Source organism: Pseudomonas sp. 008 (assembly GCF_016861935.1).
In the GTDB taxonomy this organism is placed as follows: domain Bacteria; phylum Pseudomonadota; class Gammaproteobacteria; order Pseudomonadales; family Pseudomonadaceae; genus Aquipseudomonas.
In genome coordinates this window covers 1,052,007-1,073,585 of record NZ_BOMA01000001.1, presented here as the reverse complement: position 1 = coordinate 1,073,585, position 21,579 = coordinate 1,052,007, and the positions used below count along the sequence as shown (strand labels likewise).

Below are 21,579 nucleotides of genomic sequence, written 5' to 3'. Positions count from 1 at the left end.
TGTCAGGCGAATCGCGTTAGCCGGATTCACGACTGCTGCGCAGCCGAACGCAGCCTCGCAAGCTCGACAGCTGCTACAAAGATTGCGCTGCGGCTTAATTTGCAGGCATTAGGACTTGCGCAACAGGAGCAGCGCCAACGCCGCAGCCGCCAGCACCGCCCCGGCGATGAAAGTGCTGGCGGAGCCCGAGGTTTCCCATAGCGCGCCAGCCAGTACGCTGGCGATCAACAGGCACACGCCGCTGATCAGATTGAACAGGCCGAACGCCGTGCCCCTGAGATGTTCGGGTGCGGTGTCGGCGATCAGCGTCGCGAGAATGCCCTGGCTGAAACCCATGTGCAGACCCCACAAGGCCACGCCCGCCATCATGGTCATGATTGAATCCGCTTGCGCCAGCAGCAGGTCCGCCAGGATCAGCAGCCCCATGCCGACACACAGCAACTTGGTGCGGCTGATCCGGTCGGACAGCCAGCCCGCCGGGTAGGCAGACACCGCATACAGCAGCGACATGACCACCATCACCATCGGCACCCAAGTGGCCGTCAGGCCTGTCTGCTGCGCTTTCAAGACCAAAAAGGCCTCGCTGAAACGGGCCAGCGTGAAGAGCCCGCCAACAATCACCACCCACCAGTAACCACGGGAAAACTCCCGCAGAACCTTCCAGTGGATAGGCGAGCGAAAGGTGTGTTTCCCGGCGACATCGGTCGGTTCTTTGACGCCACCGACAATCAGCGCCACCGATATCACCGCCGGGATCACCGCGAACCACAACACCAGATGGATCTGCCCGAGCCAGAGCATCAGCACGATCGCCAGAACCGGACCCAGAATCGCCCCCACGGTGTCCATCGACTGGCGCAAGCCGAAGCAGGCACCACGGATTTCGGCGGGGGCGACATCGGCGACCAGCGCATCGCGCGGCGCGCCACGAATGCCTTTGCCGATGCGATCCAGAAAGCGTGCGGTAAATACCACATCAACCGAGTGCGCGAGGGGAAACAGCGGCTTCGACAACGCCGCCAGACCGTAGCCCATCAACAGCAGGCCTTTACGCCGGCCGATAAAGTCGCTGATGGCGCCGGAGAATATCTTGACCACCATCGCCGTCGCCTCGGCGATGCCTTCGATCACCCCGACGGTCAAGGCGCTGGCGCCCAAGGTGGTGACCAGAAACACCGGCAGCAGGCTATGCACCAGCTCGGAAGACAGATCCATGAACAGGCTGACGAAACCCAGGGCCCAGACCGTGGAGGGGATACGCAGTGAGGCTGGTCTGGGTTTTGCGAGGTTGTCCATGCTGGTTTCCGGGGTTGAATGCTTACCGATTGTTGATGTCGGCGATCAGCCCTTAAAGATTCTGACTCAAGAAGATCAACGTATTGCCATGCGCCTCGGCCGCAGCCCGTTGGTTGTAGCTGTCGCGGTGCGAGCAGTTGAAGCCATGTTCGGCCCCTGGATAGACCTCGATATCGACGTCGTCGTTGAACTCGAAACGCTCGGCGATTTGCTTCACGGCATCGATGGGGATGTGGCTGTCCTGTTCGCCGAAGTGCATCAGTAGCGGCACCTTGATTTCACCGGCCCGATCCAGTTGGTTCTGAATGCCACCGCCGTAATAGGCGATCGCCACGTCGACGAAACCGTTGGCTGCGGTGTTGTACGACAGCATGCCGCCGAAGCAGTAACCGATGGAGGCGATCCTGCCGTCGAGCCCGGTATGCGTCTTCAGGGTATCGATGGCCAGTTTGATGTCAGCCTGGGCTTTATAGCGGTCGGTGGCGTTCATCAATTCGACGGCGCGTTTCCAGCCGGCTTCGTCGTAGCCCAGTTCGATACGGTGGCCGTGGCGCCAGAACAGATCCGGCGCTATGACCAGATAGCCATCGGCGGCGTATTGCTCGGCAACCGAGCGAATGTGTTCGTTGACCCCGAAGATTTCCTGAATCAGTACGATCCCCGGCCCTTTACGGGTGTGTGGGATGGCCAGGTAAGCGCCGAAGGTGCCTTCGGGGCTGCTGATTTCGATCCATTGGCTGGTTACGCTCATGATGGCTCCTTTACACAAGTTGGATGGGGTATCGAGACGCTGGCGTCTCAGCGGTGACTGCGCCGCCAGAAGAGTCGAGCCAACAACGCGTCCATGCTGAGTTTGCCGGCCCCCGAGAACAACAACGGCATGAGGGCTGCGAGGTAGATCAGCGGCAGCTTGAAGTTGCCGTGGCCTTTATTGCTGATGGCATAACCCTGGGCAAGTTCACTCAATGTAGACCAATCGGCCGGCCAGTGAACGGCAGCGGTCGCAACGACTGTGACCACCACGAGAATAATCGCCGAGAGCCGTGTCCCGAGGCCTGCCAGCAAAGTGAGGGCGCAGATCAGCTCGGCCCACATCGCCAGTTCCCAGTTCAGCGTGGCGGGAACGTGGTTGAAGGGAAACGGGAAGCGGTCCTGGATGTCGGCAAACCAGTTCTGGCCGTTCCATTTTTCCAGGCCTGACTCGAAAAACTCCCAGGCCAGAAACAGCCGCAGGGTGAGAGGGGCGATCCAGTTGCCGACGCGGTCGAGGTTCAGGTGCAGGCCTTTGACGGCTGATGAAAGGGAAGTGTTCATGGGTTTGATCTCCGAGGGATTCATTGTGGGAGCGGACTGTGGCGAGGGGGCTTGTCGGAACGCCGCACCGCCCCGTTTGAGTGCGTAGCACTCACAAGATCTTTGATGCATCAGAGATTTTGGGGCTGCTTCGCAACCCAACGGGGGCAAGCCCCCTCGCCACAAAAGTCCGATCCCACTGGGGATTGGTGGTGTTGTTGAGGTTTTATTCGGTCAATAGCGTGTTTCTGGCGGACCGTTTGTACTTCTGCGCAATTTTGCCCAGCAGCCGAATGACAATTGCTGAAAACATCAGGCCGAACGGCAGGACATACCAGGCGCTCAGGGGGATGCGTTTGAAGTTGGAAAAGGCGAACACCGCCGCGATCACCCACATGCCGCTGGTATGCAGGGTTTTCCAGGCTTTGGGGCCGATCAGGCGCGCCGTGGTTTTGAATGAGGTCAATGCCATCAACAGAATGAACAGGTAACCGACCGAACCCGGAATATTGCCGACCGTGGTGCGGCCGGGCCAGAACTCGGGGTTCAGTTGGCCGTAGCTGTAGATCAGGATGGCGTGGACCAGATGGGAGAACGCGAAGGCCAGGCCGATGAAGCGTCGTTCACGCACCAGCGAGCGGCTGAAAGGCGAGGGCACCAGCACCGCCAGGGCCGATGCAGTGAACGCGGCGAGAAACAGCGCAAACGAAGTGCGTGCGGTGGCGCGAATGGCGATGCGGGTGGCTTCCACCAGATCGGGGTTGAGCAGCAGAATCAGGCCGGTCATCAACAGCACCAGCATGGCCAGCAGGCCAAACAGCGACCAGCCATGGTAACGGGGGACTTGGGTCATCATGACAACACTCCTGAGCAAGGGCCGACCCGGTTTGCCGGTGGTCAGCGGACGACAGAAGTGTTGCAATCAGCTGTATTGGCGATATGTCTGAAAGGCCCCCCGGTGCAAGTTGGTGTATCCCGGGCGGTGAAAGATACATTCCCATACAAAACTGTGATTCAGCGCCGCCCAGCGGCGTCTAGCGACAGTGTCCCCGCAATCCCATGGGGCGAGACTTCGGAACCCGGCATGCAAGCGCTGTTGAACGAGATCCTTGACGCAGTCCGACCGTTGATCGGTCAGGGCAAAGTGGCTGACTACATTCCCGCCCTCGGCGAGGTACCGGGCAATCAATTGGGCATTGCCGTGTATGGCAATGATGGCGAGTTGTTTTGCGCGGGGGACGCCGACACGCCGTTCTCGGTGCAGAGTATTTCCAAGGTGTTCAGCCTGGTGCAGGCCATCGAACACTCCGGCGAAGCGATTTGGGAACGCCTGGGCCACGAGCCGTCCGGCCAGCCGTTCAACTCACTGGTGCAGCTGGAATTCGAGCGCGGGCGCCCGCGCAATCCCTTCATCAACGCCGGTGCGCTGGTGATCTGCGACATCAATCAATCGCGCTTTGCCGCGCCGGCATTGTCGATGCGCGATTTTGTCCGGCGCTTGTCCGGCAACCCGAACATCATGGTGGACGGCAAGGTCGCCGAATCCGAATACCAGCACCGCGCGCGTAACGCGGCCATGGCGTATCTGATGCAGTCGTTCGGCAACTTCCATAACGATGTCGAGGCGGTGCTGCGCAGCTACTTCAGCCATTGCGCGCTGCGCATGAGTTGCGTGGACCTGGCCCGGGCGTTCTGCTTCCTGGCCAACGACGGTTTCTGCAAACACAGCGGCGCACAGATCCTCAGCGCCCGCCAGACCCAACAAGTCAACTCGATCATGGCCACCAGCGGGCTGTACGACGAAGCGGGCAACTTTGCCTATCGCGTCGGTCTGCCGGGCAAGAGCGGCGTGGGCGGGGGCATCGTCGCGGTGGTGCCGGGGCAATTCACGGTGTGCGTCTGGTCCCCGGAATTGAACGCCGCCGGTAACTCGCTCGCGGGCATGGCGGCGCTGGAGTTGTTGAGTCAGCGGATTGGTTGGTCGGTGTTCTAGAGCGGTGTGGGCATGACGCTGCGGGAAATTTGCTATACATTTTCCGACCGCCCCCTGCATGGTGAAACCGCTTCATGTCTCTTGCGCTCGAACGTCTAGTCGCTGGCACGCCGATCCCATTTGCCGGTAATCGTGTCACTGTCGTCAGCCCCGAACTGGCGGCGCGCTTTCAACCCGGCGACCATCTGCTGGTGGAGCAGGTCAGCGGCGAGTTGTTGCTGATCCCGGTGGCGGATCAGCAGGCGGCGACGGTCGCCATCGAGCGCGCCGAGGCGGCGTTTGCCGCAATGTCCAGCGTTTCGGATCACGCCATCAGCGAGTTCTTCGATCGCTTCGCGCAACGCCTGGAAACCCCGGAATGCTGGGCCTTGATTGCAGCCGCCAACCTGTCCGACATCGAGCGGGCCAAGGCGCGCGGGCGTTCCACCACGCGATTGCTGGCCGATGAGCGCATGCGCCGCGACATGATCGCAGGCCTGCGGGCCTGGCGCGATGCACCGGCCACCCGCGGTCAAGTCGTGAGATGCGTCGAGCACGAGGGCTGGAAAGTCGAGCAGGTGGTTTCGCCGCTGGGTATCGTCGCTTTTGTGTTCGAAGGTCGGCCGAATGTCTTCGCCGACGCCGCCGGTGTATTGCGCACCGGTAACACTGCGGTGCTGCGCATTGGCAGCGACGCGTTGGGCACCGCCCAGGCCATCGTCACCCATGCGTTGAATCCGGCACTGGCCGATGCCGGGTTGCCGAGCGGTGCAGTGTCGCTGGTCGAAAGCGTCAACCACGCGGCTGGCTGGGCAATGTTCGCCGACCGGCGCCTGTCGCTGGCCGTGGCCCGTGGTTCGGGGCGTGCGGTCAGCCAGTTGGGCAGCATCGCGCAACAGGCCGGCACCGCCGTCAGCCTGCACGGCACCGGTGGCGCCTGGCTGATCGCGAACAAAGACGCCGATGCCCAGCGCTTCGCCGCCGTGGTGCGCAACTCTCTGGACCGCAAAGTCTGCAACACCCTGAACGTTTGCCTGATCCACCGCGACCGAGCTGCCGAACTGGTGCCGCTGTTTCTCGATGCACTGCAACAGGCCGGCACCGCGCGAGGCCAAGGCTGCAAACTGCACATCGTCGAGGGCAGCGAGCAGCATTTGCCGAGCGATTGGCGCACCGCGAGCGTCGAGGTGTACCGCGCCGAAGGCTATCAGACCGAAGCACAGGCCGAACCGCTGCCCGAGGACCAATTGGGCCGCGAGTGGGAATGGGAAGAAACCCCGGAAGTCAGCCTGAAGATCGTCGACGATCTGGATCAGGCCATTGCCTTGTTCAACCGCTACAGCCCGCAATTCACCGTGTCGCTGATCAGTGAAGATGCACTGGCGCAGGAGCGTTTCTACAATGCGGTCAACGCGCCTTTTGTCGGCAACGGGATCACCCGCTGGGTCGACGGACAGTACGCGCTGAACAAGCCGGAACTGGGGCTTTCGAACTGGGAGAGCGGGCGTCTGTTTGCACGCAGCGCGATTCTCTCGGGTGATGGCGTGTTCACGATCCGCAGCCGCATGACCCAGGTGGATCTGTCGGTCAAACGCTGACAGCGATAAGTTAAGCCACGCTCCCACAGGATTTTCGTCGCTCATCAGGAGCCCCCGGCCGCAGGCAACGGTACGCACTATACTTATTGTGTGTCCGTGCCCGCGCGGGGACGGACAGCGCATCTGATTACGTGTGAGAGGATTGCGCCATGAAACTTCATGACTTCCAACATTACTCCCATGGTCTGGAAACGGTCGTTCACGACACGTGGATTACCACCCGGGTAAAGTCGGCCCTGGCATTGGCCGATACCACTCTTGGCCTGAATGTCCATGTCAAAACCCATGCGGGTGCGGTGGCATTGAGCGGTCGCGTCAATACCCATAGACAGTGTGAGCACGCTGTTGCTCTGGCCCGTTCGGTTCCTGGTGTCGTCAACATCGATGCCAGCGAATTGCTCACTCATGTGTTCACGCCAGGCAGTTTTCCAGAAGCGCCCAACGCTGAAGACACACCTGAACGTCGGCCACAATCGTCAGCCAAGACGGACGACAAATAACAGGGGCGATCGTGTGAGTGGCACATTCCCGGCCGGGAAACGAGGACGGGCGCAGTAGCGCGCCTGTCCACTTTGTAACGCTGCGCCAAGCCTGGTGCAGCTTGTGCGGTCGACACCTTCAGGCGGCTTCGACCATTTTGCCGTGCACGGCGCAAGTGCCGGGGTGTTCGGCCAGCGACACGAAGCTGTGACTGCCGGCATCCAGGGCATCGACCGAGCCGGTTTCGATGTCATAGACCCAGCCATGCAGGTTCAACAGGCCTTTTTCCAGGGCCAGGCGCACGCTCGGGTGGGTCTGGATATTCGCCAGTTGGGCGATGACGTTTTCCCGCACCATCGAACTGACCTTGGCCGCGTCGCTGGCATGAGGGCGGGCTTCGTTGATCACCTTGGCCGACTCGGCGTGCTGCAACCAGCCGCTGACGGCGGGCAGGTGATCCATGCATTTGCACTGGGCAATGGCGGTCATGGCGCCACAGTCCGAATGACCGCAGATCACGATGTCCGTCACGCCCAATACCGCGACCGCATATTCCACCGTGGCCGACACGCCGCCCGGATGCGGGCTGTAAGAGGGCACGATATTGCCGGCGTTGCGCACCACGAACAGTTCGCCGGGTTCTTGCTGGGTCAGCAGCTCCGGTACCACGCGGCTGTCGGAACAGGTGATGAACAAGGTGCCGGGATGCTGGGTGGTGGCCAGGTGTTTGAACAGGTCGGTACGTTGCGGAAACGCTTCTTTCTGAAACTTCAATAAACCTTCGATGAGCGCTTTCATGGCGGACTTCCTTGCAATGAATGAGGGGGCGTAGCAGCTGCCGAGCCTGCGAGGCTGCGTTCGGCGGCGGAGCCGTCGTTAACACGGTGCACGCGGTTTACCTGAAAGACCGCGCTGTTTGATTTCGCGACTGCTTCGCAGCCGAACGCAGCCTCGCAGGCTCGGCAGCTGCTACATGGGGTGCTGAGCGGTTGTTTCAGAACGGGCGCAGCGGCAGGAATTTGCCGTCCAGGGTAATCACGGCGCGGGAGCCGCCTTCCGGGTCTTCGACCTTTTTCAGGTCCAGCTTGAAGTTGATCGCGCTGATGATGCCGTCGCCGAATTGCTCGTGAACCAGCGCTTTGAGCGTGGTGCCGTAGATCTGGATCATTTCGTAGAAGCGGTAGATGGTCGGGTCGGTCGGAACACCCGACAGGCTGCCGCGCAGCGGGATGATTTGCAGGCGGGCCACGGAGTCGGCGTCCAGCTCGAGTTTTTCGCCGATCACTCTGGCGGCGGCTTCCGGCAGTGGATGTTGGCCGAGCAGGGCGGCGGTGACGTAGGCCAGACCCAGGCCGGTGCCGTCGGTCAGATCCTGCCAGGACAGATTCTTGCGCGCCTTGGCATCGAGGATCGAAGTGGTCAGGGCCAGACTAGTGTCCTGGTAAGCGTGGGACTGTTGCATGGTGTGACTCCTATCGGTTGTGGCTGGAAAGTGGAGCCATCTTCGGTTGATTGATCCATAGCGTCCAAGATCGATATACAATGTTTTGCATAATTACTGCCTATAGATGATGAATCCCATGCTGCTCCGACATTTGCGCTACCTGCTGGCGGTCGCCGACCACGGCGGCTTCACCCGTGCCGCCGAGGCGTTGCACGTCTCCCAACCGACACTGTCCCAGCAGATCCGGCAACTGGAGGAAACCCTGGGTGTCAGCCTGTTCGACCGCACCTCGCGCACGGTCAAACCGACCGACGCGGGGCAGGCCTATATCGAATGCGCCCGGCGGGTGCTGGTGGAACTGGAAGCGGGTAAACGCGCGCTGCATGACGTGAAGGACTTGTCTCGCGGCACCTTGCGACTGGCCATGACGCCAACGTTCATGGCGTATCTGGTGGGGCCGCTGGTGCGCGATTACGCGGCGAAGTTTCCGAACATCCATCTGCAGATTTTCGAGTTGTCGATGGATGACATCGAGGCGGGGTTGCTTGATGACTCGCTGGACATTGCCATTGCCTTCACCCCGGTGAGGAGCCCGGATATCGAGTGCGTGCCGGCGTTTGTCGAGACTCTGGGGGTGGTGGTCGGGCACTGTCATCCGTTGTACGAACGGCAGATCCCGCTATCGCCCAAGGAGATGGCGCAATTGGAATTCGCGTTGCTGACGCCGGACTTCATCACCCGATCCTCAGTCGACGAGTATTTTCGGCAACAGAGCATCACGCCCAAGGTGGCGATCGAGGTGAATTCGGTGAGTACGTTGCTGGAGGTCATTCGCCACACGCCGATGGCCACCATCCTCCCGGAGCCCATCGCCACGGCGGAACGGGCATTGTGCCGGATTGAATTACAGGGCGAGGTACCCCGGCGCGACGCGGCATTGCTGCGCAGGAAGAACAACTATCACAGTGCCGCGTCTGTGGCGTTCGCGAACCTGGTGATGGCCGGCAGCACCAGCGTGTGAATCAATCATCCACCGACTGGCAGATGCCATTGCCGCCTTTCTTGCTGGTATAGGTCACGGCTACCGTATCGTCATCCGCGATGCTGATCGAGATCGTCACATCCGGCCCCTTGGCCTCGAAAAGGCGATCATTGATCATTTTGGTCTGGGCTTCTTTGCTGTTGATCATCACCGGACCATCCTGGTCGGCATGGACCATGATTTTCCCGGGGCAGTCCACATCGAAGGCGGGAACGCCGGGAACACTGTTCCCATAAGCTGCACTCGCCAATGCCAGTAGCATGAATGTCAGGGTTGTTTTCATCGCAGACCTCCAGCGGATAAACCGATGTCCAGCGCACTGTTAACCATAGCTCTGTTCTTTTGACCCGGTGCGAAGTTAGAGGTGCAGACGCAAAAGACAAAAAAGGCCCCGCTCGATAACCGAGCGGGGCCTTCTTGTATTTGGGGGAGATCAGTACAACCGATCAATCACCCGAACTTCATTCTGGTTCTGCATCGAGGCCCACGCCTGTGTCAGCGTTTGCAGCACATTACCGATGAAGTCCTTGTCGGCCGCGGCTTTCTTGCCGACATAGCCCTGGCCGCGACGGTACATCTTCAGACGGGCCAGCAGGTTCTGGTTGTTCTTGTCGAACTCTTCTTCGTGGGCATGGGGCGACAGGCAGTCGATATGGACCTGGCCCGATTTGCTGATCCACAGAATATGGCTGTCTTGGCTGTCTTTTTGCGCAGCGAACAAGCGAGCCAGTTCATCGATAGTAGGTTGATTGTTCAGATTCATAGTAAGCCCCTTGACCATTTGGTGATCTTTCAAAGTTGATTCGCTAATACAGGTAGCCCATCGGTTAGTTGATCCCTGGCACCGAAACCAGGACGTCAGCGGTCGACCGTCAATACGACGGGGTTACGCGTCTGTTGCATGTAGTCGTGTTGAATAACTGCTACGCAATAGCGTCACAACGAAGAGAAGCAGCGAAAACCTGGAGGCCACTGCCGACGTTTTCAGGGTCGGCCACAAGCTTCATGAGGATTGATCGCCAGCGCTTCTCGCCCTTGTACTGGACGTTCAGGCCAGGTCAGCTTCTTCAATCTGCCTTGTGGGCAGCGTGTATCCGGGAAAAACAGCTCGGCGGTCAGACGAACTTGCTCAAACGTGTTGCCTGTACTCCCGATCGGGGAGACGTCTGCATCATGCAAGGGCAAATCGGAGGCGTCAACGGTTTTGTAGTGATTATTTTTGTTCACTACATATTGTCGGACAAAGTGGTTTTGGAATTAGAAAGTCAGCGTGGCCAGCGCTTGGAGTCTTCGGCAGCGCTTACCCGGGCCCCGGAGGTGTTGCCGAAGGCTGCGATCTTTCAAAGCGGTAAACGGTGCATGGATAACCGTCAATCGGCAGTTGATGCACGGTGAACGCTCCGCCCGTGAGATCGGGCATCACCCTGGCCCAGAACAGCCGCGCAGGCTGGTTGGCATCGATGTGGAAAATCTGCCATTGACCGGGGAACCGGCTCAAGAGGGCAGAGACGACAAACTTCGCGACACCTTGGCCACGAAAGCGTCGACTGACAAAAAAGTAGCCGATGTTGTACTCGGCGCCGACGATATGGGTTTCGTCATCCACGGTCACGAACCCCGCCAGCTCGCCGTCGACCTTGATCAGAAAAGGCCGGGTTGCCGGGTTGCGCCAGTAGTCCAGTTTGGGCTGGATGTTGAAGAAACCATGCTCCCCGAGCTTCAGAGGCAGCCATTCACTGAAATCGTACACGTAGAACTGCATCAGGTTTTCGATGGTTTCCAGTTCGTCGCGCTGGGCGGCGTGCAGTTCTATCGAGGGCTGGCTCCTGATTGTCGCCATGGTCGTACCTTCGGTGTCTTAACTGACATTGAAGAACACTAGACCATTTCGATTCGCTGCCCTCAAACCTTGCCCGCCGGTTTCGCCGCGCGCTTGGTTCCAGTCGAAGGCTTGCGTTTGGCGGGTTTGCGTTTGTTCTTCCACGGTGTGGCGCTACGCCCGGCCGGGCTTGCCGGCCCGCTGATGGTCAGGTTCAGGCCGGCGCAGCGTGCCACTTGCTTGCTCATCCACGCGGCCTGTTTGGTGACGAATTCTTCCAGGCTCATTTCACCGCTCTGCACCATGTCCAGCGCCTGTTCCCAGATTGCCGTGGTGCCGGGGTCGGCAATCGCTCGCGGCACCGCATCGATCAGGCTGAAAGCCGCCGGCGTTGCGGCCAGGGCCTTGCCGTTCTTGATCAGATAACCGCGATCCAGCAGGCCCTGGATGATCGAGGCGCGTGTGGCTTCGGTGCCGATGCCGGTGGTGTCCTTGAGCTTTTGCTTGAGCAGCGGATCTTCCACCAGTTTGGCGACGTTTTTCATCGCCTTGATCAGATCGCCTTCGGTGAATGGCTTGGGCGGTTGGGTCCAGAGGTCCTTGAGTTTCACGTCGGCCACCGCGCAGTCACGCCCTTCGGCCAGTGTCGGCAGTGTTTGCGGTGCCGGTGCTTCGCGGCCCTTGGCAGGCGCGAGGGCTTCGGGCAGGGCGCGTTTCCAGCCGGGCTCGACAATCTGCTTGCCCACGGCGCGCAAGGCCTCACCGGCACAGTCGAAGTCGGCCTGGGTCCGGTCGTATTCATGGTTGGGCAGGAACTGCGCCAGGTAACGCGCACGAATCAGGGTGTAGACCGCCCGTTGCTTGCCCGCCAGTCGGTCGAGGTTCTTCGCCGCGGCGGTCGGAATGATGCCGTGGTGTGCGCTGACCTTGGCATCGTTCCAGGCTCGCGAGCGGCGTTGCGGCTCCAGATAATCGTGCAAGGCGTTCAGCGCCGGGTCGGCTTGCCGGAGCGCCGCCAGAATACCCGGCGCTTCGCTGTGCTGACTCAGGGGCAGGTAGCCGCAGTCGCTGCGCGGGTAGGTGATGACTTTATGGGTTTCATACAGGGCCTGGGCGATATCGAGGGTTTCCTGGGCGCCGAGCCCGAGTTTTTTCGAGCAGACTTCCTGCAAAGTACCCAGGTCGAACGGCAGCGGCGCGACTTCGCGCATGCGCTCGGTACGTAGCTTGATCACCCGAGCGCTCGCCGCATTGCCAATGGCCGCAGCCGCCTGCTGGGCCAGCGCCTGGTTCAGGCAGCGATCCTGATCGTCACAGGCATCGGACGCCGCGCGCCACTGGGCAGTGAACGCAGTGCCATCGTGCAGCAGTTGCACGTCGATGGCCCAGTAGGCCACCGGGACGAAATCGGCAATACTGCGGTCGCGATCCACCACCAGGCGCAAAGTCGGCGTCTGCACCCGACCGACCGGCAACACGCCCTGATAGCCGGACTGACGCCCCAGCAGGGTGAACAGCCGACTCATGTTCATCCCGATCAACCAGTCGGCCCGGGAGCGCCCCAACGCCGAATGATAGAGGCTGAACGTCTCGGCCCCCGGCTTGAGCGCCGTCAGCGCCTTGCGGATCGACGCATCGTCCAGCGCCGACAACCACAGCCGCTGGATCGGCCCGCGATAACGGCAATGCTCCACCAGTTCCCGGGCGATCATCTCGCCCTCACGGTCGGCGTCGGTGGCAATCACCAGTTCACTGGCCTCGCCGAGCAGGCGTTTGACTGCCTTGTACTGGCTGGCCGTGCGCGGCTTGACGGTCATTTTCCATTTTTCGGGAATGATCGGCAGATCCGCCAGCACCCAACGTTTGTAACGCGCGTCGTAGGCATCCGGCGGCGCGGTTTCCAGCAGGTGGCCGATGCACCAGGTCACCGTGACGTCCGTTCCCAGCCAGCAGCCGTCGCCTCGACGCCTGGCGCCGAGCACGGCCGCGATATCTTTGGCCTGGGAAGGTTTTTCACAGAGGTACAGCCGCATAACCACCATCATCGATCAGTGTTCGAGAGGTGCACAGAATGGCGGGTGATGAGCGATGGAGCAATCTTTATCTGTATGGATGTACAGCTTGAGCTGTTGCTGTTGATGACAGCGGTCATTCCAGCGACTGAAGCACGCTCCGTTCGGCTGCGAAATATTCGCGAGACCCGGAACATGGGGTATACCTGATGGGGCGCAAACACAGCTCAACAGCAACAGAGGAGCCGACCTCATGAAAGTCCCAGGTGCCGGTAATCCCATCTCCATCGTCCCCCAGCCCGGCTGCGTGGTGGTGAAGTTCCATGGCATTCAAGTGGCGTCGTCCACTCGGGCGCTGGTCATGCATGAGACCAATTATCCTCCGGTCTACTACATCCCGCGGGAGGACATCGCCGAACAGTATTTCGCCCGCACCGACCACACCAGCTATTGCCCGTACAAGGGCGATGCCAGCTATTACAGCCTGCAGATCCCCGGGCATGAAAGTGCCAACGCGGTATGGAGTTATGAGCACCCCAAGGTGTCGGTTGCGCAGATTGGCGGGTATGTGGCGTTCTATCCTGACGAAGTGACGTTTGAGGTGCTCAAGACCTGATGTGCAGAAAACATTTTGTGGCGAGGGGGCTTGCACCCTCGCCACAAACTAACCTCCCGTTAGCGCTCAGTTTTTATCAAGGTCCACGTTCTTCGTCTCGCGCAAACACATCATCCCCACCACCAGGCTCACCCCGGTAATCACCACCGGGTACCACAGCCCGTAGAAAATATCCCCGGTGTACACCACCAGGGCAAACGACACCGTTGGCAGGAAACCACCAAACCAGCCGTTGCCGATGTGATAGGGCAGGGACATCGAGGTGTAGCGAATGCGGGTCGGGAACAGTTCGACCATCAGCGCCGCCAGCGGGCCGTAGCACATGGCGGAGATGATGATCAGCGCGACGATCAACACCACGATCATCGGTTTATTGATCAGCTGGATGTCGGCTTTTGACGGATACCCGGCCAGGGTCACTGCGCCACGCAGGGCCGCTTCGTCAAAGCCGTCGAGCTTCACGTCACCGACGCTCACCTGCACACCGCTGCCGGTCGGGGCCGCTTCGCTGTTGTACGGCAGGCCCTGTTTGACCAGGAAGGTTTTGACCTTGTCGCACGGGCTATCAAATTTCGCCTTGCCCACCGGGTCGAACTGGAAGGTGCAGGTGGCAGGGTCGGCCAGTACGGTGATCGGAGCCTGACGGCTGGCCTGGTCGATGGCCGGGTTGGCGTAGTGGGCGATGGACTTGAAGATCGGAAAGTACAGTGCGGTCGCCAGCAGCAGGCCGATCATCAGCACCGGTTTGCGCCCGACTTTATCCGACAGCCAGCCAAAAAAGATGAAGAACGGCGCTCCAATGATCACGCTGACAATCAGCAGACTGTTGGCCAGGGCCGGGTCCATTTTCAGGAACTGCGTGAGGAAGAACAGCACGTAGAACTGCGCGGCATAGAAGGTCACCGCTTGCCCGGCGTTGATGCTGAACAGGGCGATCAGCACCACTTTAAGGTTTTCCAATTTGCCGAAAGAATCGCGCAGCGGCGACTTGCAGAGTTTGCCTTCCTCTTTCATTTTCACGAACGCAGGCGACTCGTGCAGGCTCAGGCGAATCCAGGTGGAAATGCCCAGCAGCACGATCGAAAACAGAAACGGGATGCGCCAGCCCCAGACTTCAAACTGGTCGCCGGTGAAATAACGGCAACCGAGCACCACCAGCAGCGACAGCAGCAAGCCAAGGGTGGCGGTGGATTGAATCCAGCTGGTGTGGAAGCCGCGTTTGCCGATCGGTGCGTGTTCGGCGACGTAAGTGGCAGCGCCGCCGTACTCACCACCCAGCGCCAGACCTTGAAGCATGCGCAGCACCACGAGGATGATCGGCGCAGCGATGCCGATGCTCGCGTAGGTCGGCAGCAAACCGACGCAAAAGGTTGCAAGGCCCATGAGGACGATGGTCGCGAGGAACGTGTATTTACGCCCGATCATGTCCCCCAGGCGTCCGAACACCAACGCACCGAACGGCCGCACGATGAAGCCGGCGGCGAAGGCCATCAGCGCGAAGATGAACGCCGTGGTGTCGTTGACCCCGGCGAAGAACTGTTTGCTGATGACCGCCGCGAGGGCGCCGTAGAGGAAAAAGTCGTACCACTCGAACACCGTCCCCAGGGACGAGGCGAAGATGACTTTCTGGGTTTCCTGACTGGTGCCCGCGCTGCGGACGGCTTCCAGGGGGTGAACATGTTCTGACATATCGGTATCCCTCACAGTGATTGTTTTTGTTGTTCCACTGTCGACGCCAGCCTTGTGGGCGGGTGCCGCTATTCCTTTGCTCAAGAGACTGCGGTCAGTGCTTTTTCGTCAGGGGCGAAACTCCTTGCGGTTGTTTCGAGGATCAATTGCGCGGCTTTCTCGGCGATCATCAATGTCGGCGAGCAGGTGTTGCCCGAGGTGATGCGCGGCATGATCGAGGCGTCGGCGATGCGCAGGCCGGGGATTCCATGCACGCGCAGCTCAGCGTCGACTACTGCTTCCGCGTCGTTGCCCATCCGGCAGGTGCCCACCGGGTGGAAAATGGTGGTGCCGATCCGGGCGGCGGCTTCGTGCAATTGCTCTTCGCTCTGCAAGCTGTCGCCGGGCAGGTATTCCACCGGTTTGAACGCTTGCAGGGCGGGGGCGCGAACGATGCGGCGGGTCAGGCGGATCGCGTCGGCCGCCACTCGCAAGTCTTCGGGATGGCTCAGGTAGTTGGGCTGAATCAGCGGCGCTTCTCGCGGGTCGGCGGAGCGAATGTCTATGCGCCCACGGCTTTGCGGGCGCAGATCGCAGACCGACGCGGTGAAGGCGGGGAAGGCGTGCAGCGGTTCGCCAAAACGCTCCAGCGACAGGGGTTGCACATGGTATTCGAGGTTCGCCGAGGTCTGTTCCGGCCCCGAACGGGCGAAGGCGCCGAGTTGGCTTGGGGCCATGGACAATGGGCCGCTGCGGTCATACAGATAACGCAGGCCCATGCCCATCTTGCCCCACAGCGTGCCGGCGATCTGGTTCAGGGTGCGGGCGTTTTCCAGTTTGTAGATCAGCCGCAGTTGCAGGTGATCCTGCAGGTTGCCGCCCACGCCGGGCAGTTCATGGGCAACGCCGATGCCGAGTTGTTGCAACAGCGGGCGAGGGCCGATGCCGGAACGCTGGAGGATGCCGGGTGAACCGACGGAGCCGGCACACAGGATGATTTCCTTGCGCGCCTTGAAGGTTTTCGCCTGATCTTGCCAACGGGCGCTGATCGCCGAGGCTCGGCCGTTTTCCAACAGCACGCGGTCGACTTCAACGTCGGTCAGCACCGTGAGATTGGCGCGGTGGCGGACCGGTTTGAGAAACGCCTTGGCCGCGTTCCAGCGCACCCCGGCTTTTTGGTTGACCTGGAAATAGCCGCAACCTTCGTTGTCGCCCCGGTTGAAGTCATCGATGCTGGCAATTCCGCTTTGTTCGGCAGCAGTGCGGAAGGCATCGAGAATCGGCCACGACAGACGTTGCCGCTCGATCCGCCATTCGCCGGCGGCGCCGTGAAACTCCGAATCACCGGCAAAATGGTTTTCGCTCTGTTTGAACAGCGGCAGCACGTCTTGCCAGCCCCAGCCGGGATTGCCCTCGGCCGCCCAGCCATCGTAGTCGCCAGCCTGGCCGCGCATGTAGATCATGCCGTTGATCGAGGAACAGCCGCCGAGCACCTTGCCGCGCGGGTAGCTCAGGGCACGGCCTTGCAGGCCCGGTTGCGACTCGGTCTTGAAACACCAGTCGGTGCGCGGGTTGCCGATGCAGAACAGGTAACCCACGGGGATATGAATCCACGGATAGTTGTCGCGGCCGCCGGCTTCGAGCAGCAACACGCGGTGTTGCGGGTTGGCCGACAGTCGATTGGCCAGCAAACACCCGGCAGGGCCGGCGCCGACCACGATGTAGTCGTATTCATCAAGGGAAGTCTGCATCCCTGACCTCGTATTGTTGTTCTTGTTGTCGGTCATCCTAGTTGTTAGCTTTCGTTAAAAGAATGTTAGTTTTTGCGCAGCTGCTGTGCGTTTTTAAACAGCGTTATTAACGGCATAACGTCAAGGATGGTTCATGTTCGACTGGAATGACCTGCGGTTTTTTCTCGAATTGCAGCGCAGCGGCCGCTTGCTGACCGCCGCCCGCCGCTTGAACACCACCCACGCCACCGTGGCCCGGCACATCGAGGCCATCGAAAAAAGCCTCGGCACCGCGCTGTTCGTCCAGCATGCCCAGGGCTACGAATTGACCCCGGCCGGCGAAGCGCTGCTCAAGCATGCCGAGGCCATGGAAAACGTCGCGTTGCTGGCCCAGGAAGAAATCACCCAATCCACCGCGCCGCTGGGCAAGATCCGCGTCGGGGTAACGGAGGGGCTGGGCATCATGTTCCTCGCCAGCCGCATGAACGGCTTGTTCGAACGCTATCCGGGGTTGGAAGTGGAACTGGTGGCGGTGCCGCGCTTCGTCAGCATTCTCAACCGTGAAGCGGAGATCAGCATTCACTTGGAACGCCCGGCCGCCGACATGCTGGTCACCCGCAAACTCACCGACTATCGACTGGCGCTCTACGCCAGCCAGGCCTATCTGGACCGCTCGCCACCACTGCGCAGCCGCGAAGACCTCGGCCGCCATGCGTGGATCGGTTACGTCGACGACTTGCTGTTCAGCCAGGAACTGATGTTCCTCAACAGCTTCTGCCGCAACCCCCAGGTGGTGTTTCACAGCACCAGCGTCATCGCCCAACAACAGGCCGCGCGCTCGGGCCTGGGCATCGCCGTGCTGCCGTGCTACATGGCCAGCGCCGATCCTGAACTGGTGCCGTTGCTGCCGGACGAAAGCATCCAGCGCAGCTATTGGATCAGTACGCGGCGCGAGCTGCACAAGTCGGTGCGGCTGCGGGTGCTGTGGGATTACGTGGTGGAGTTGTGTGAGCGTGAGCAGGCTCTGCTGCGAGGCACCGTTCCCCCTGTAGGAGCGAGGCTTGCCCGCGAAGAACGATAACGCAGTGTGCCAGACCTGATGCCTTCGCGGGCAAGCCTCGCTCCGGGGATAAGTGTGGAGCTGCCGAAGGCTGCGATTTTTTGATCTCGGAAGAATGACAGATTCACTTTCCCATATGTTCACTCACGCCTCAGAACGTGCCGACACTCGCTGTTTTGAAAGTCACCTTCACTATGTTGTTGGGATTGCTCTGCCACTTCTGCACGTCGGTCGGTATGGTCTCGTTGCGCACGACACACTTCCACTCCACATCTTTGCCATCGTCCGTGCCTGGGAAAAGTACCTTGCCGGTCCATGTTGGATAGGCAGTAGGGGCAAGCTTTACGGCCTTGGTCGGATCCCAATTCCCTAACTCTGGACGGTTGCCGACAACATAAACACTGTAGCCCAGCGTCGTGACGCCGTTGTCGCATTGGAAGTTCACTTCGGATTGTAAGGGCGTCCACTGGCCGCCTTGGACATCGCGGAACACCGACAGCGTCGCCAACAAGAGAACGCCCAGCGGCAACAGGTAACGATTGCGAGACATGATGAACACCTCAACTCATTCCAGTGGACGCAGCTTAGCCCCGGCCAAACTGAAAGTGACCTGTTAGAACTGACAGTTCATTAGATCTCTTCGCAATAGTTCTAATCGTTGCTTGTTAACGGCGAGCTTTCTTGCGCTTAAACAAGAACAATCGCGATCGTTTAAATGAAGCTTGCCGTTACCATCCAAAGGCTACAACGCCTTGCGCCACCCCCTACACGTAAGACAGAATCCGCCGGCTTGTGCGCCTTGGGCCCGCTCGGTAACTTGATTCCCGTCACTGCCCATCAGTGATCGGGTTTAGTCGCCCGCGTTAACTCAGTTGTGCGTGCATCTGTCATGCAGGTCTTTCATTCCTGTACTTGATGGTAGCTGTACGTAGGGCGCCTTCGGGCGCGCCGGATTTCTGAGTTTCCCGGTCGACTAACCTGCGTGCAGCTGCCTCCCCTCTCGTTTAGTCGCAAGAGGGGTGGCACCCAATAGGAAACTCAGAATATGTTCAAGGTCACACCCAATCCGCCGGACGCCGATCCGGTCTCCCCGTACGAACCCGATTCAAAGAAGCTCAACGAGGCCGCCGAGCGGGCTCTGAACTTCCACTTTCCGTCGAATGCCGACATCAAAGCCACCGCGCGTAAACCCAGCAGGCTGTTTACTGTGGCCCCAGAGGCCACGACCGAAACCCTGGCGATTTTTTTGGTCGAGACACTGGCCTCGGTCGATGTGATGGTCCATCAGTTGGTGGATCATCTGGAGGGTGAGTCGCGCTACGCCCTGCTGGGCATTTCAAACAGCATCATGGTGGCGGAGATCACTGCGAACCGGGTGTTGGATAAAATTGATCTGCCCAAGTAGGTGCGCTCTGCTGTGGTGAGTGGATAGCTGACGTTGGGTTGTGCAGCGGTCCCTTTTTTGGGGTCGCTTCTCGCCCCAGCGGGAGCAAGCTCCTTCGCCACAGAGTGTTCAATGGTGCTGGTCAACAGGAATCGACAGCGTCGCCCGCAACCCGCCTTCCGGTGGGTTGACCAGGGTAATCCGCCCACCCAGCTGCGTCGCGATGGTGTTGACGATGGCCAGTCCCAAGCCTGCGCCGCCGGTGTTTCCACGGCTGTAAAAGCGTTCGAACAATCGTGCGCGATCCGCTTCGTCGATGCCCGGTCCCTGGTCCTGGACGCTCAAGTTGTAGAACCCGTCGTCCTGACTCAGTTGCACGGTGATGACGCCATTCTCCGGCGAAAAATTCGCCGCGTTGGTGACCAGGTTGTTCAGGGCGATGTCGATGGTGCCGGCGTCGGCGAGGACTTTGAAAGGCCGGTCCTCGGCGTCGAAAGCCAATTCCAGGTTCCTGCTCAGCAGCCAGGGTGTGAGCTGGGCCAGGCTGGCGCGCACGGTTTCACTCAGGTCGATGCTGTGCAGCACCGGCACCACGGCCTTGGGTTCGAGACGGGCCATGGTTAGCAACTGATTGACCAGACGGCTGGCGCGATCGACCCCGGCAATCAGAAACGCCAGGGACTCACGACGTTCCTGTTCCGTGCCGGCCTCCAGCAGGTTTTGCGCATGCACCCGCAATACGGCCAGCGGCGTGCGCAATTCGTGGGCGGCGTCGGCGATGAAGCGCCGCTCACGGCCCAGCACCTCTTGAATTTGCGCGAGCATCCGATTGAGCGCCGCTTGCATCGGTTCCAGTTCGCTGGGCAACGGGGTCAGTTGCAACGGCTCCAGAGAACCGCTGTGCCGTGCCCGCAAGGTTGCCGCCATATCGGCCAGGGGTTTGAGCCCCCAGCCAATGGCCAGCCAGACCATGGCCGCCAGTATCAGGCTGCCAAGCACATTGGGCCATAGGGTGTGACGCACGATCCGGTCGACCAGGTCCGCACGCACATCATCCCGTTCACCGACCCAGATGCGCAGGTCATTCTGTTTGTCTTCGAGCACGAACACCCGCCAATGACGGTTGTTCAAATCCACCACATCGCTGAAACCATGCGTTGTCGGCGGCACGGTGAAGGAGGGGGCGCTGGCGGTGTGCACCAGCACTTCTCCCTTGCGATTCCACACCTGAAAGGCAATTTTGCTTTCATAGGGGTGACCATCGACTCCCGGCGCCGCTTCACTCAAGGCCTTGTTGAATGCTTGATACAGTTCGGCGTGTTCATGGCTGGCCAGCGGCATGCGCATCACACCCTGCAGCAGTCGGGCGTTCTGTGCCAGTTGGGCGTCGTAGACTTCGGCAATTTCGTGATTGCTGTCGTGCAGGTTGAACACACTGATGATTGCCAACCCCGTCAGCATCAGGCCGATGATCAGCGTCAGGGTGCGACGTCGGATCGAGGTCATCGACGTTCCTCCACCAGATAACCCACCCCACGAATGGTGCGGATCAGATCGGTGGAGAACTTCTTGCGCAGGTGATGGATGTGCACTTCCAGGGTGTTGCTTTCGGCTTCTTCGTTCCAGCCGTAAAGCAGTTGCATCAGGTGATCGCGGGTCATGACCCGGCCCGGAGGCGAGAGCAATTCATGGAGCAGTTGATATTCCTTGGGCGTCAGCGCCACCGGTTCGCCCTGATAGCTGACTTGCTGGGTGCCGGGGTTCAGGCAGATGCCAGCGTGTTCGATCAGCACTTGCGCGCGACCGGCACTGCGGCGCAACAAAGCTCGCAGGCGAGCCTTGAGTTCGGCCAGATCGAAGGGTTTAACCAGGTAATCGTCGGCGCCGGCATCCAGCCCGGCGATGCGGTCTTCAGTGGCATCCCGGGAGGTAAGGATCAGCACCGGCAGGTTCGAGCCGCTGTCACGCAAGCGGCGTAGCACTTCCAGACCGTCCATGCGCGGCAGGCCGAGGTCGAGCACGGCCACATCGAAGGTTTCGCTGAGCAGTGAATGCAAGGCGTTGCTGCCGTCCTGCAGCCAGTCGACGGTGTAACCCTCACGGCCCAGCGCCTGATGAATGCCCTCGCCAAGGGCCACGTCATCCTCGATCAGTAATAAGCGCAC

22 protein-coding genes are annotated in these 21,579 nt (G+C 60.4%); 7 read left to right on the top strand and 15 right to left on the bottom strand.

Translation table 11 applies throughout. The features are described 5' to 3' along the window. Positions 1-108: 108 nt before the first annotated feature. The 4 genes from JUI81_RS04665 to JUI81_RS04650 all read right to left on the bottom strand — a co-directional run bounded on the left by JUI81_RS04665 (position 109) and on the right by JUI81_RS04650 (position 3,445). Entirely contained in the window at positions 109-1,296 is a 1,188-nt protein-coding gene (locus JUI81_RS04665; protein ID WP_019579454.1) for an MFS transporter, read from the bottom strand. Positions 1,297-1,348: 52 nt separating this feature from the next. Then, positions 1,349-2,047, bottom strand: a complete 699-nt coding sequence (locus tag JUI81_RS04660) for a dienelactone hydrolase family protein (RefSeq protein ID WP_018929765.1) — start codon at positions 2,045-2,047, stop codon at positions 1,349-1,351. A gap of 47 nt (positions 2,048-2,094) precedes the next feature. After that, positions 2,095-2,610, bottom strand: a complete 516-nt coding sequence (locus tag JUI81_RS04655; protein ID WP_086946252.1) for a DoxX family protein — start codon at positions 2,608-2,610, stop codon at positions 2,095-2,097. A gap of 205 nt (positions 2,611-2,815) precedes the next feature. Beyond that, a complete protein-coding gene (locus JUI81_RS04650) occupies positions 2,816-3,445 on the bottom strand; it encodes a ferric reductase-like transmembrane domain-containing protein (protein ID WP_019579451.1) in 630 nt (209 codons plus the stop codon). A gap of 228 nt (positions 3,446-3,673) precedes the next feature. Between JUI81_RS04650 and glsB the strand changes: the two genes are divergently transcribed. From glsB to JUI81_RS04635, 3 genes are all read left to right on the top strand, one after another. Next, positions 3,674-4,582: a glutaminase B gene (gene glsB, locus JUI81_RS04645; RefSeq protein WP_018929762.1), complete on the top strand. Its 909-nt coding sequence runs from the start codon at positions 3,674-3,676 to the stop codon at positions 4,580-4,582. A 74-nt stretch (positions 4,583-4,656) separates the two neighbouring features. Further along, the gene (locus JUI81_RS04640) at positions 4,657-6,159 is read left to right on the top strand and encodes an aldehyde dehydrogenase family protein (protein ID WP_204123819.1); all 1,503 of its coding nucleotides are present in this window, start codon (positions 4,657-4,659) and stop codon (positions 6,157-6,159) included. Positions 6,160-6,308: 149 nt separating this feature from the next. After that, a complete protein-coding gene (locus JUI81_RS04635) occupies positions 6,309-6,659 on the top strand; it encodes a BON domain-containing protein (RefSeq protein ID WP_081625598.1) in 351 nt (116 codons plus the stop codon). Positions 6,660-6,777: 118 nt separating this feature from the next. Here JUI81_RS04635 and JUI81_RS04630 read toward each other — a convergent pair whose 3' ends face one another. Further along, positions 6,778-7,437 carry a carbonic anhydrase gene (locus JUI81_RS04630; protein ID WP_204123818.1) on the bottom strand — a complete coding sequence of 220 codons (660 nt, stop codon included), beginning with the start codon at positions 7,435-7,437 and terminating at the stop codon, positions 6,778-6,780. A gap of 196 nt (positions 7,438-7,633) precedes the next feature. After that, complete coding sequence (gene cynS / locus JUI81_RS04625) at positions 7,634-8,101, bottom strand: cyanase (protein WP_018929757.1); 468 nt, start codon at positions 8,099-8,101, stop codon at positions 7,634-7,636. Between the two features lie 118 nt (positions 8,102-8,219). On the opposite strand from cynS, the gene cynR reads away from it, so the two are divergent. Beyond that, the gene (gene cynR, locus JUI81_RS04620; protein WP_204123817.1) at positions 8,220-9,104 is read left to right on the top strand and encodes a transcriptional regulator CynR; all 885 of its coding nucleotides are present in this window, start codon (positions 8,220-8,222) and stop codon (positions 9,102-9,104) included. Between the two features lies 1 nt (position 9,105). On the opposite strand, the gene JUI81_RS04615 is transcribed toward cynR, so the two are convergent. From JUI81_RS04615 to JUI81_RS04600, 4 genes are all read right to left on the bottom strand, one after another. Continuing rightward, positions 9,106-9,408: a hypothetical protein gene (locus JUI81_RS04615; RefSeq protein ID WP_019579446.1), complete on the bottom strand. Its 303-nt coding sequence runs from the start codon at positions 9,406-9,408 to the stop codon at positions 9,106-9,108. Between the two features lie 150 nt (positions 9,409-9,558). Further along, positions 9,559-9,888 carry a hypothetical protein gene (locus JUI81_RS04610; protein ID WP_019579445.1) on the bottom strand — a complete coding sequence of 110 codons (330 nt, stop codon included), beginning with the start codon at positions 9,886-9,888 and terminating at the stop codon, positions 9,559-9,561. A 537-nt stretch (positions 9,889-10,425) separates the two neighbouring features. After that, positions 10,426-10,965: a GNAT family N-acetyltransferase gene (locus JUI81_RS04605; protein WP_204123816.1), complete on the bottom strand. Its 540-nt coding sequence runs from the start codon at positions 10,963-10,965 to the stop codon at positions 10,426-10,428. A 62-nt stretch (positions 10,966-11,027) separates the two neighbouring features. Continuing rightward, positions 11,028-12,977: a DNA topoisomerase III gene (locus tag JUI81_RS04600; RefSeq protein ID WP_204123859.1), complete on the bottom strand. Its 1,950-nt coding sequence runs from the start codon at positions 12,975-12,977 to the stop codon at positions 11,028-11,030. A 232-nt stretch (positions 12,978-13,209) separates the two neighbouring features. Here JUI81_RS04600 and JUI81_RS04595 point away from each other — a divergent pair, with 232 nt between their 5' ends. Next, positions 13,210-13,572, top strand: coding sequence for a DUF427 domain-containing protein (locus JUI81_RS04595; RefSeq protein ID WP_019579442.1), 363 nt, complete (start codon positions 13,210-13,212; stop codon positions 13,570-13,572). A gap of 66 nt (positions 13,573-13,638) precedes the next feature. On the opposite strand, the gene JUI81_RS04590 is transcribed toward JUI81_RS04595, so the two are convergent. Both JUI81_RS04590 and JUI81_RS04585 read right to left on the bottom strand, forming a co-directional pair. Then, positions 13,639-15,261: an MFS transporter gene (locus JUI81_RS04590; RefSeq protein ID WP_204123815.1), complete on the bottom strand. Its 1,623-nt coding sequence runs from the start codon at positions 15,259-15,261 to the stop codon at positions 13,639-13,641. An 80-nt stretch (positions 15,262-15,341) separates the two neighbouring features. Continuing rightward, positions 15,342-16,991, bottom strand: a complete 1,650-nt coding sequence (locus JUI81_RS04585) for a GMC family oxidoreductase (protein ID WP_204123814.1) — start codon at positions 16,989-16,991, stop codon at positions 15,342-15,344. A 133-nt stretch (positions 16,992-17,124) separates the two neighbouring features. Between JUI81_RS04585 and JUI81_RS04580 the strand changes: the two genes are divergently transcribed. After that, a complete protein-coding gene (locus tag JUI81_RS04580; RefSeq protein WP_028940232.1) occupies positions 17,125-18,051 on the top strand; it encodes a LysR family transcriptional regulator in 927 nt (308 codons plus the stop codon). A gap of 130 nt (positions 18,052-18,181) precedes the next feature. On the opposite strand, the gene JUI81_RS04575 is transcribed toward JUI81_RS04580, so the two are convergent. Further along, positions 18,182-18,580: a carbohydrate-binding module family 20 domain-containing protein gene (locus JUI81_RS04575; RefSeq protein WP_218585023.1), complete on the bottom strand. Its 399-nt coding sequence runs from the start codon at positions 18,578-18,580 to the stop codon at positions 18,182-18,184. 495 nt (positions 18,581-19,075) lie between these two features. Between JUI81_RS04575 and JUI81_RS04570 the strand changes: the two genes are divergently transcribed. Beyond that, positions 19,076-19,435, top strand: a complete 360-nt coding sequence (locus JUI81_RS04570) for a DUF6124 family protein (RefSeq protein WP_204123813.1) — start codon at positions 19,076-19,078, stop codon at positions 19,433-19,435. A gap of 108 nt (positions 19,436-19,543) precedes the next feature. Here the strand turns inward: JUI81_RS04570 and JUI81_RS04565 are convergent, their stop codons facing one another. Together JUI81_RS04565 and JUI81_RS04560 are read right to left on the bottom strand one after the other, a co-directional pair. After that, on the bottom strand, positions 19,544-20,920 hold the full coding sequence (locus JUI81_RS04565) for an ATP-binding protein (protein ID WP_204123812.1): 1,377 nt from the start codon (positions 20,918-20,920) through the stop codon (positions 19,544-19,546). Next, positions 20,917-21,579, bottom strand: coding sequence for a response regulator (locus JUI81_RS04560; RefSeq protein ID WP_018929746.1), 663 nt, complete (start codon positions 21,577-21,579; stop codon positions 20,917-20,919). The genes JUI81_RS04565 and JUI81_RS04560 overlap by 4 nt, the downstream gene beginning before the upstream one ends.

Excerpts from the sequence above, each read along its gene's own strand:
- JUI81_RS04665 (WP_019579454.1), bottom strand. The coding sequence starts at position 1,296 with ATGGACAACCTCGCAAAACCCAGACCAGCCTCACTGCGTATCCCCTCC.
- JUI81_RS04660 (WP_018929765.1), bottom strand. The coding sequence starts at position 2,047 with ATGAGCGTAACCAGCCAATGGATCGAAATCAGCAGCCCCGAAGGCACC.
- JUI81_RS04655 (WP_086946252.1), bottom strand. The coding sequence starts at position 2,610 with ATGAACACTTCCCTTTCATCAGCCGTCAAAGGCCTGCACCTGAACCTC.
- JUI81_RS04650 (WP_019579451.1), bottom strand. The coding sequence starts at position 3,445 with ATGATGACCCAAGTCCCCCGTTACCATGGCTGGTCGCTGTTTGGCCTG.
- glsB (WP_018929762.1), top strand. The coding sequence starts at position 3,674 with ATGCAAGCGCTGTTGAACGAGATCCTTGACGCAGTCCGACCGTTGATC.
- JUI81_RS04640 (WP_204123819.1), top strand. The coding sequence starts at position 4,657 with ATGTCTCTTGCGCTCGAACGTCTAGTCGCTGGCACGCCGATCCCATTT.
- JUI81_RS04635 (WP_081625598.1), top strand. The coding sequence starts at position 6,309 with ATGAAACTTCATGACTTCCAACATTACTCCCATGGTCTGGAAACGGTC.
- JUI81_RS04630 (WP_204123818.1), bottom strand. The coding sequence starts at position 7,437 with ATGAAAGCGCTCATCGAAGGTTTATTGAAGTTTCAGAAAGAAGCGTTT.
- cynS (WP_018929757.1), bottom strand. The coding sequence starts at position 8,101 with ATGCAACAGTCCCACGCTTACCAGGACACTAGTCTGGCCCTGACCACT.
- cynR (WP_204123817.1), top strand. The coding sequence starts at position 8,220 with ATGCTGCTCCGACATTTGCGCTACCTGCTGGCGGTCGCCGACCACGGC.
- JUI81_RS04615 (WP_019579446.1), bottom strand. The coding sequence starts at position 9,408 with ATGAAAACAACCCTGACATTCATGCTACTGGCATTGGCGAGTGCAGCT.
- JUI81_RS04610 (WP_019579445.1), bottom strand. The coding sequence starts at position 9,888 with ATGAATCTGAACAATCAACCTACTATCGATGAACTGGCTCGCTTGTTC.
- JUI81_RS04605 (WP_204123816.1), bottom strand. The coding sequence starts at position 10,965 with ATGGCGACAATCAGGAGCCAGCCCTCGATAGAACTGCACGCCGCCCAG.
- JUI81_RS04600 (WP_204123859.1), bottom strand. The coding sequence starts at position 12,977 with ATGCGGCTGTACCTCTGTGAAAAACCTTCCCAGGCCAAAGATATCGCG.
- JUI81_RS04595 (WP_019579442.1), top strand. The coding sequence starts at position 13,210 with ATGAAAGTCCCAGGTGCCGGTAATCCCATCTCCATCGTCCCCCAGCCC.
- JUI81_RS04590 (WP_204123815.1), bottom strand. The coding sequence starts at position 15,261 with ATGTCAGAACATGTTCACCCCCTGGAAGCCGTCCGCAGCGCGGGCACC.
- JUI81_RS04585 (WP_204123814.1), bottom strand. The coding sequence starts at position 16,991 with ATGCAGACTTCCCTTGATGAATACGACTACATCGTGGTCGGCGCCGGC.
- JUI81_RS04580 (WP_028940232.1), top strand. The coding sequence starts at position 17,125 with ATGTTCGACTGGAATGACCTGCGGTTTTTTCTCGAATTGCAGCGCAGC.
- JUI81_RS04575 (WP_218585023.1), bottom strand. The coding sequence starts at position 18,580 with ATGTCTCGCAATCGTTACCTGTTGCCGCTGGGCGTTCTCTTGTTGGCG.
- JUI81_RS04570 (WP_204123813.1), top strand. The coding sequence starts at position 19,076 with ATGTTCAAGGTCACACCCAATCCGCCGGACGCCGATCCGGTCTCCCCG.
- JUI81_RS04565 (WP_204123812.1), bottom strand. The coding sequence starts at position 20,920 with ATGACCTCGATCCGACGTCGCACCCTGACGCTGATCATCGGCCTGATG.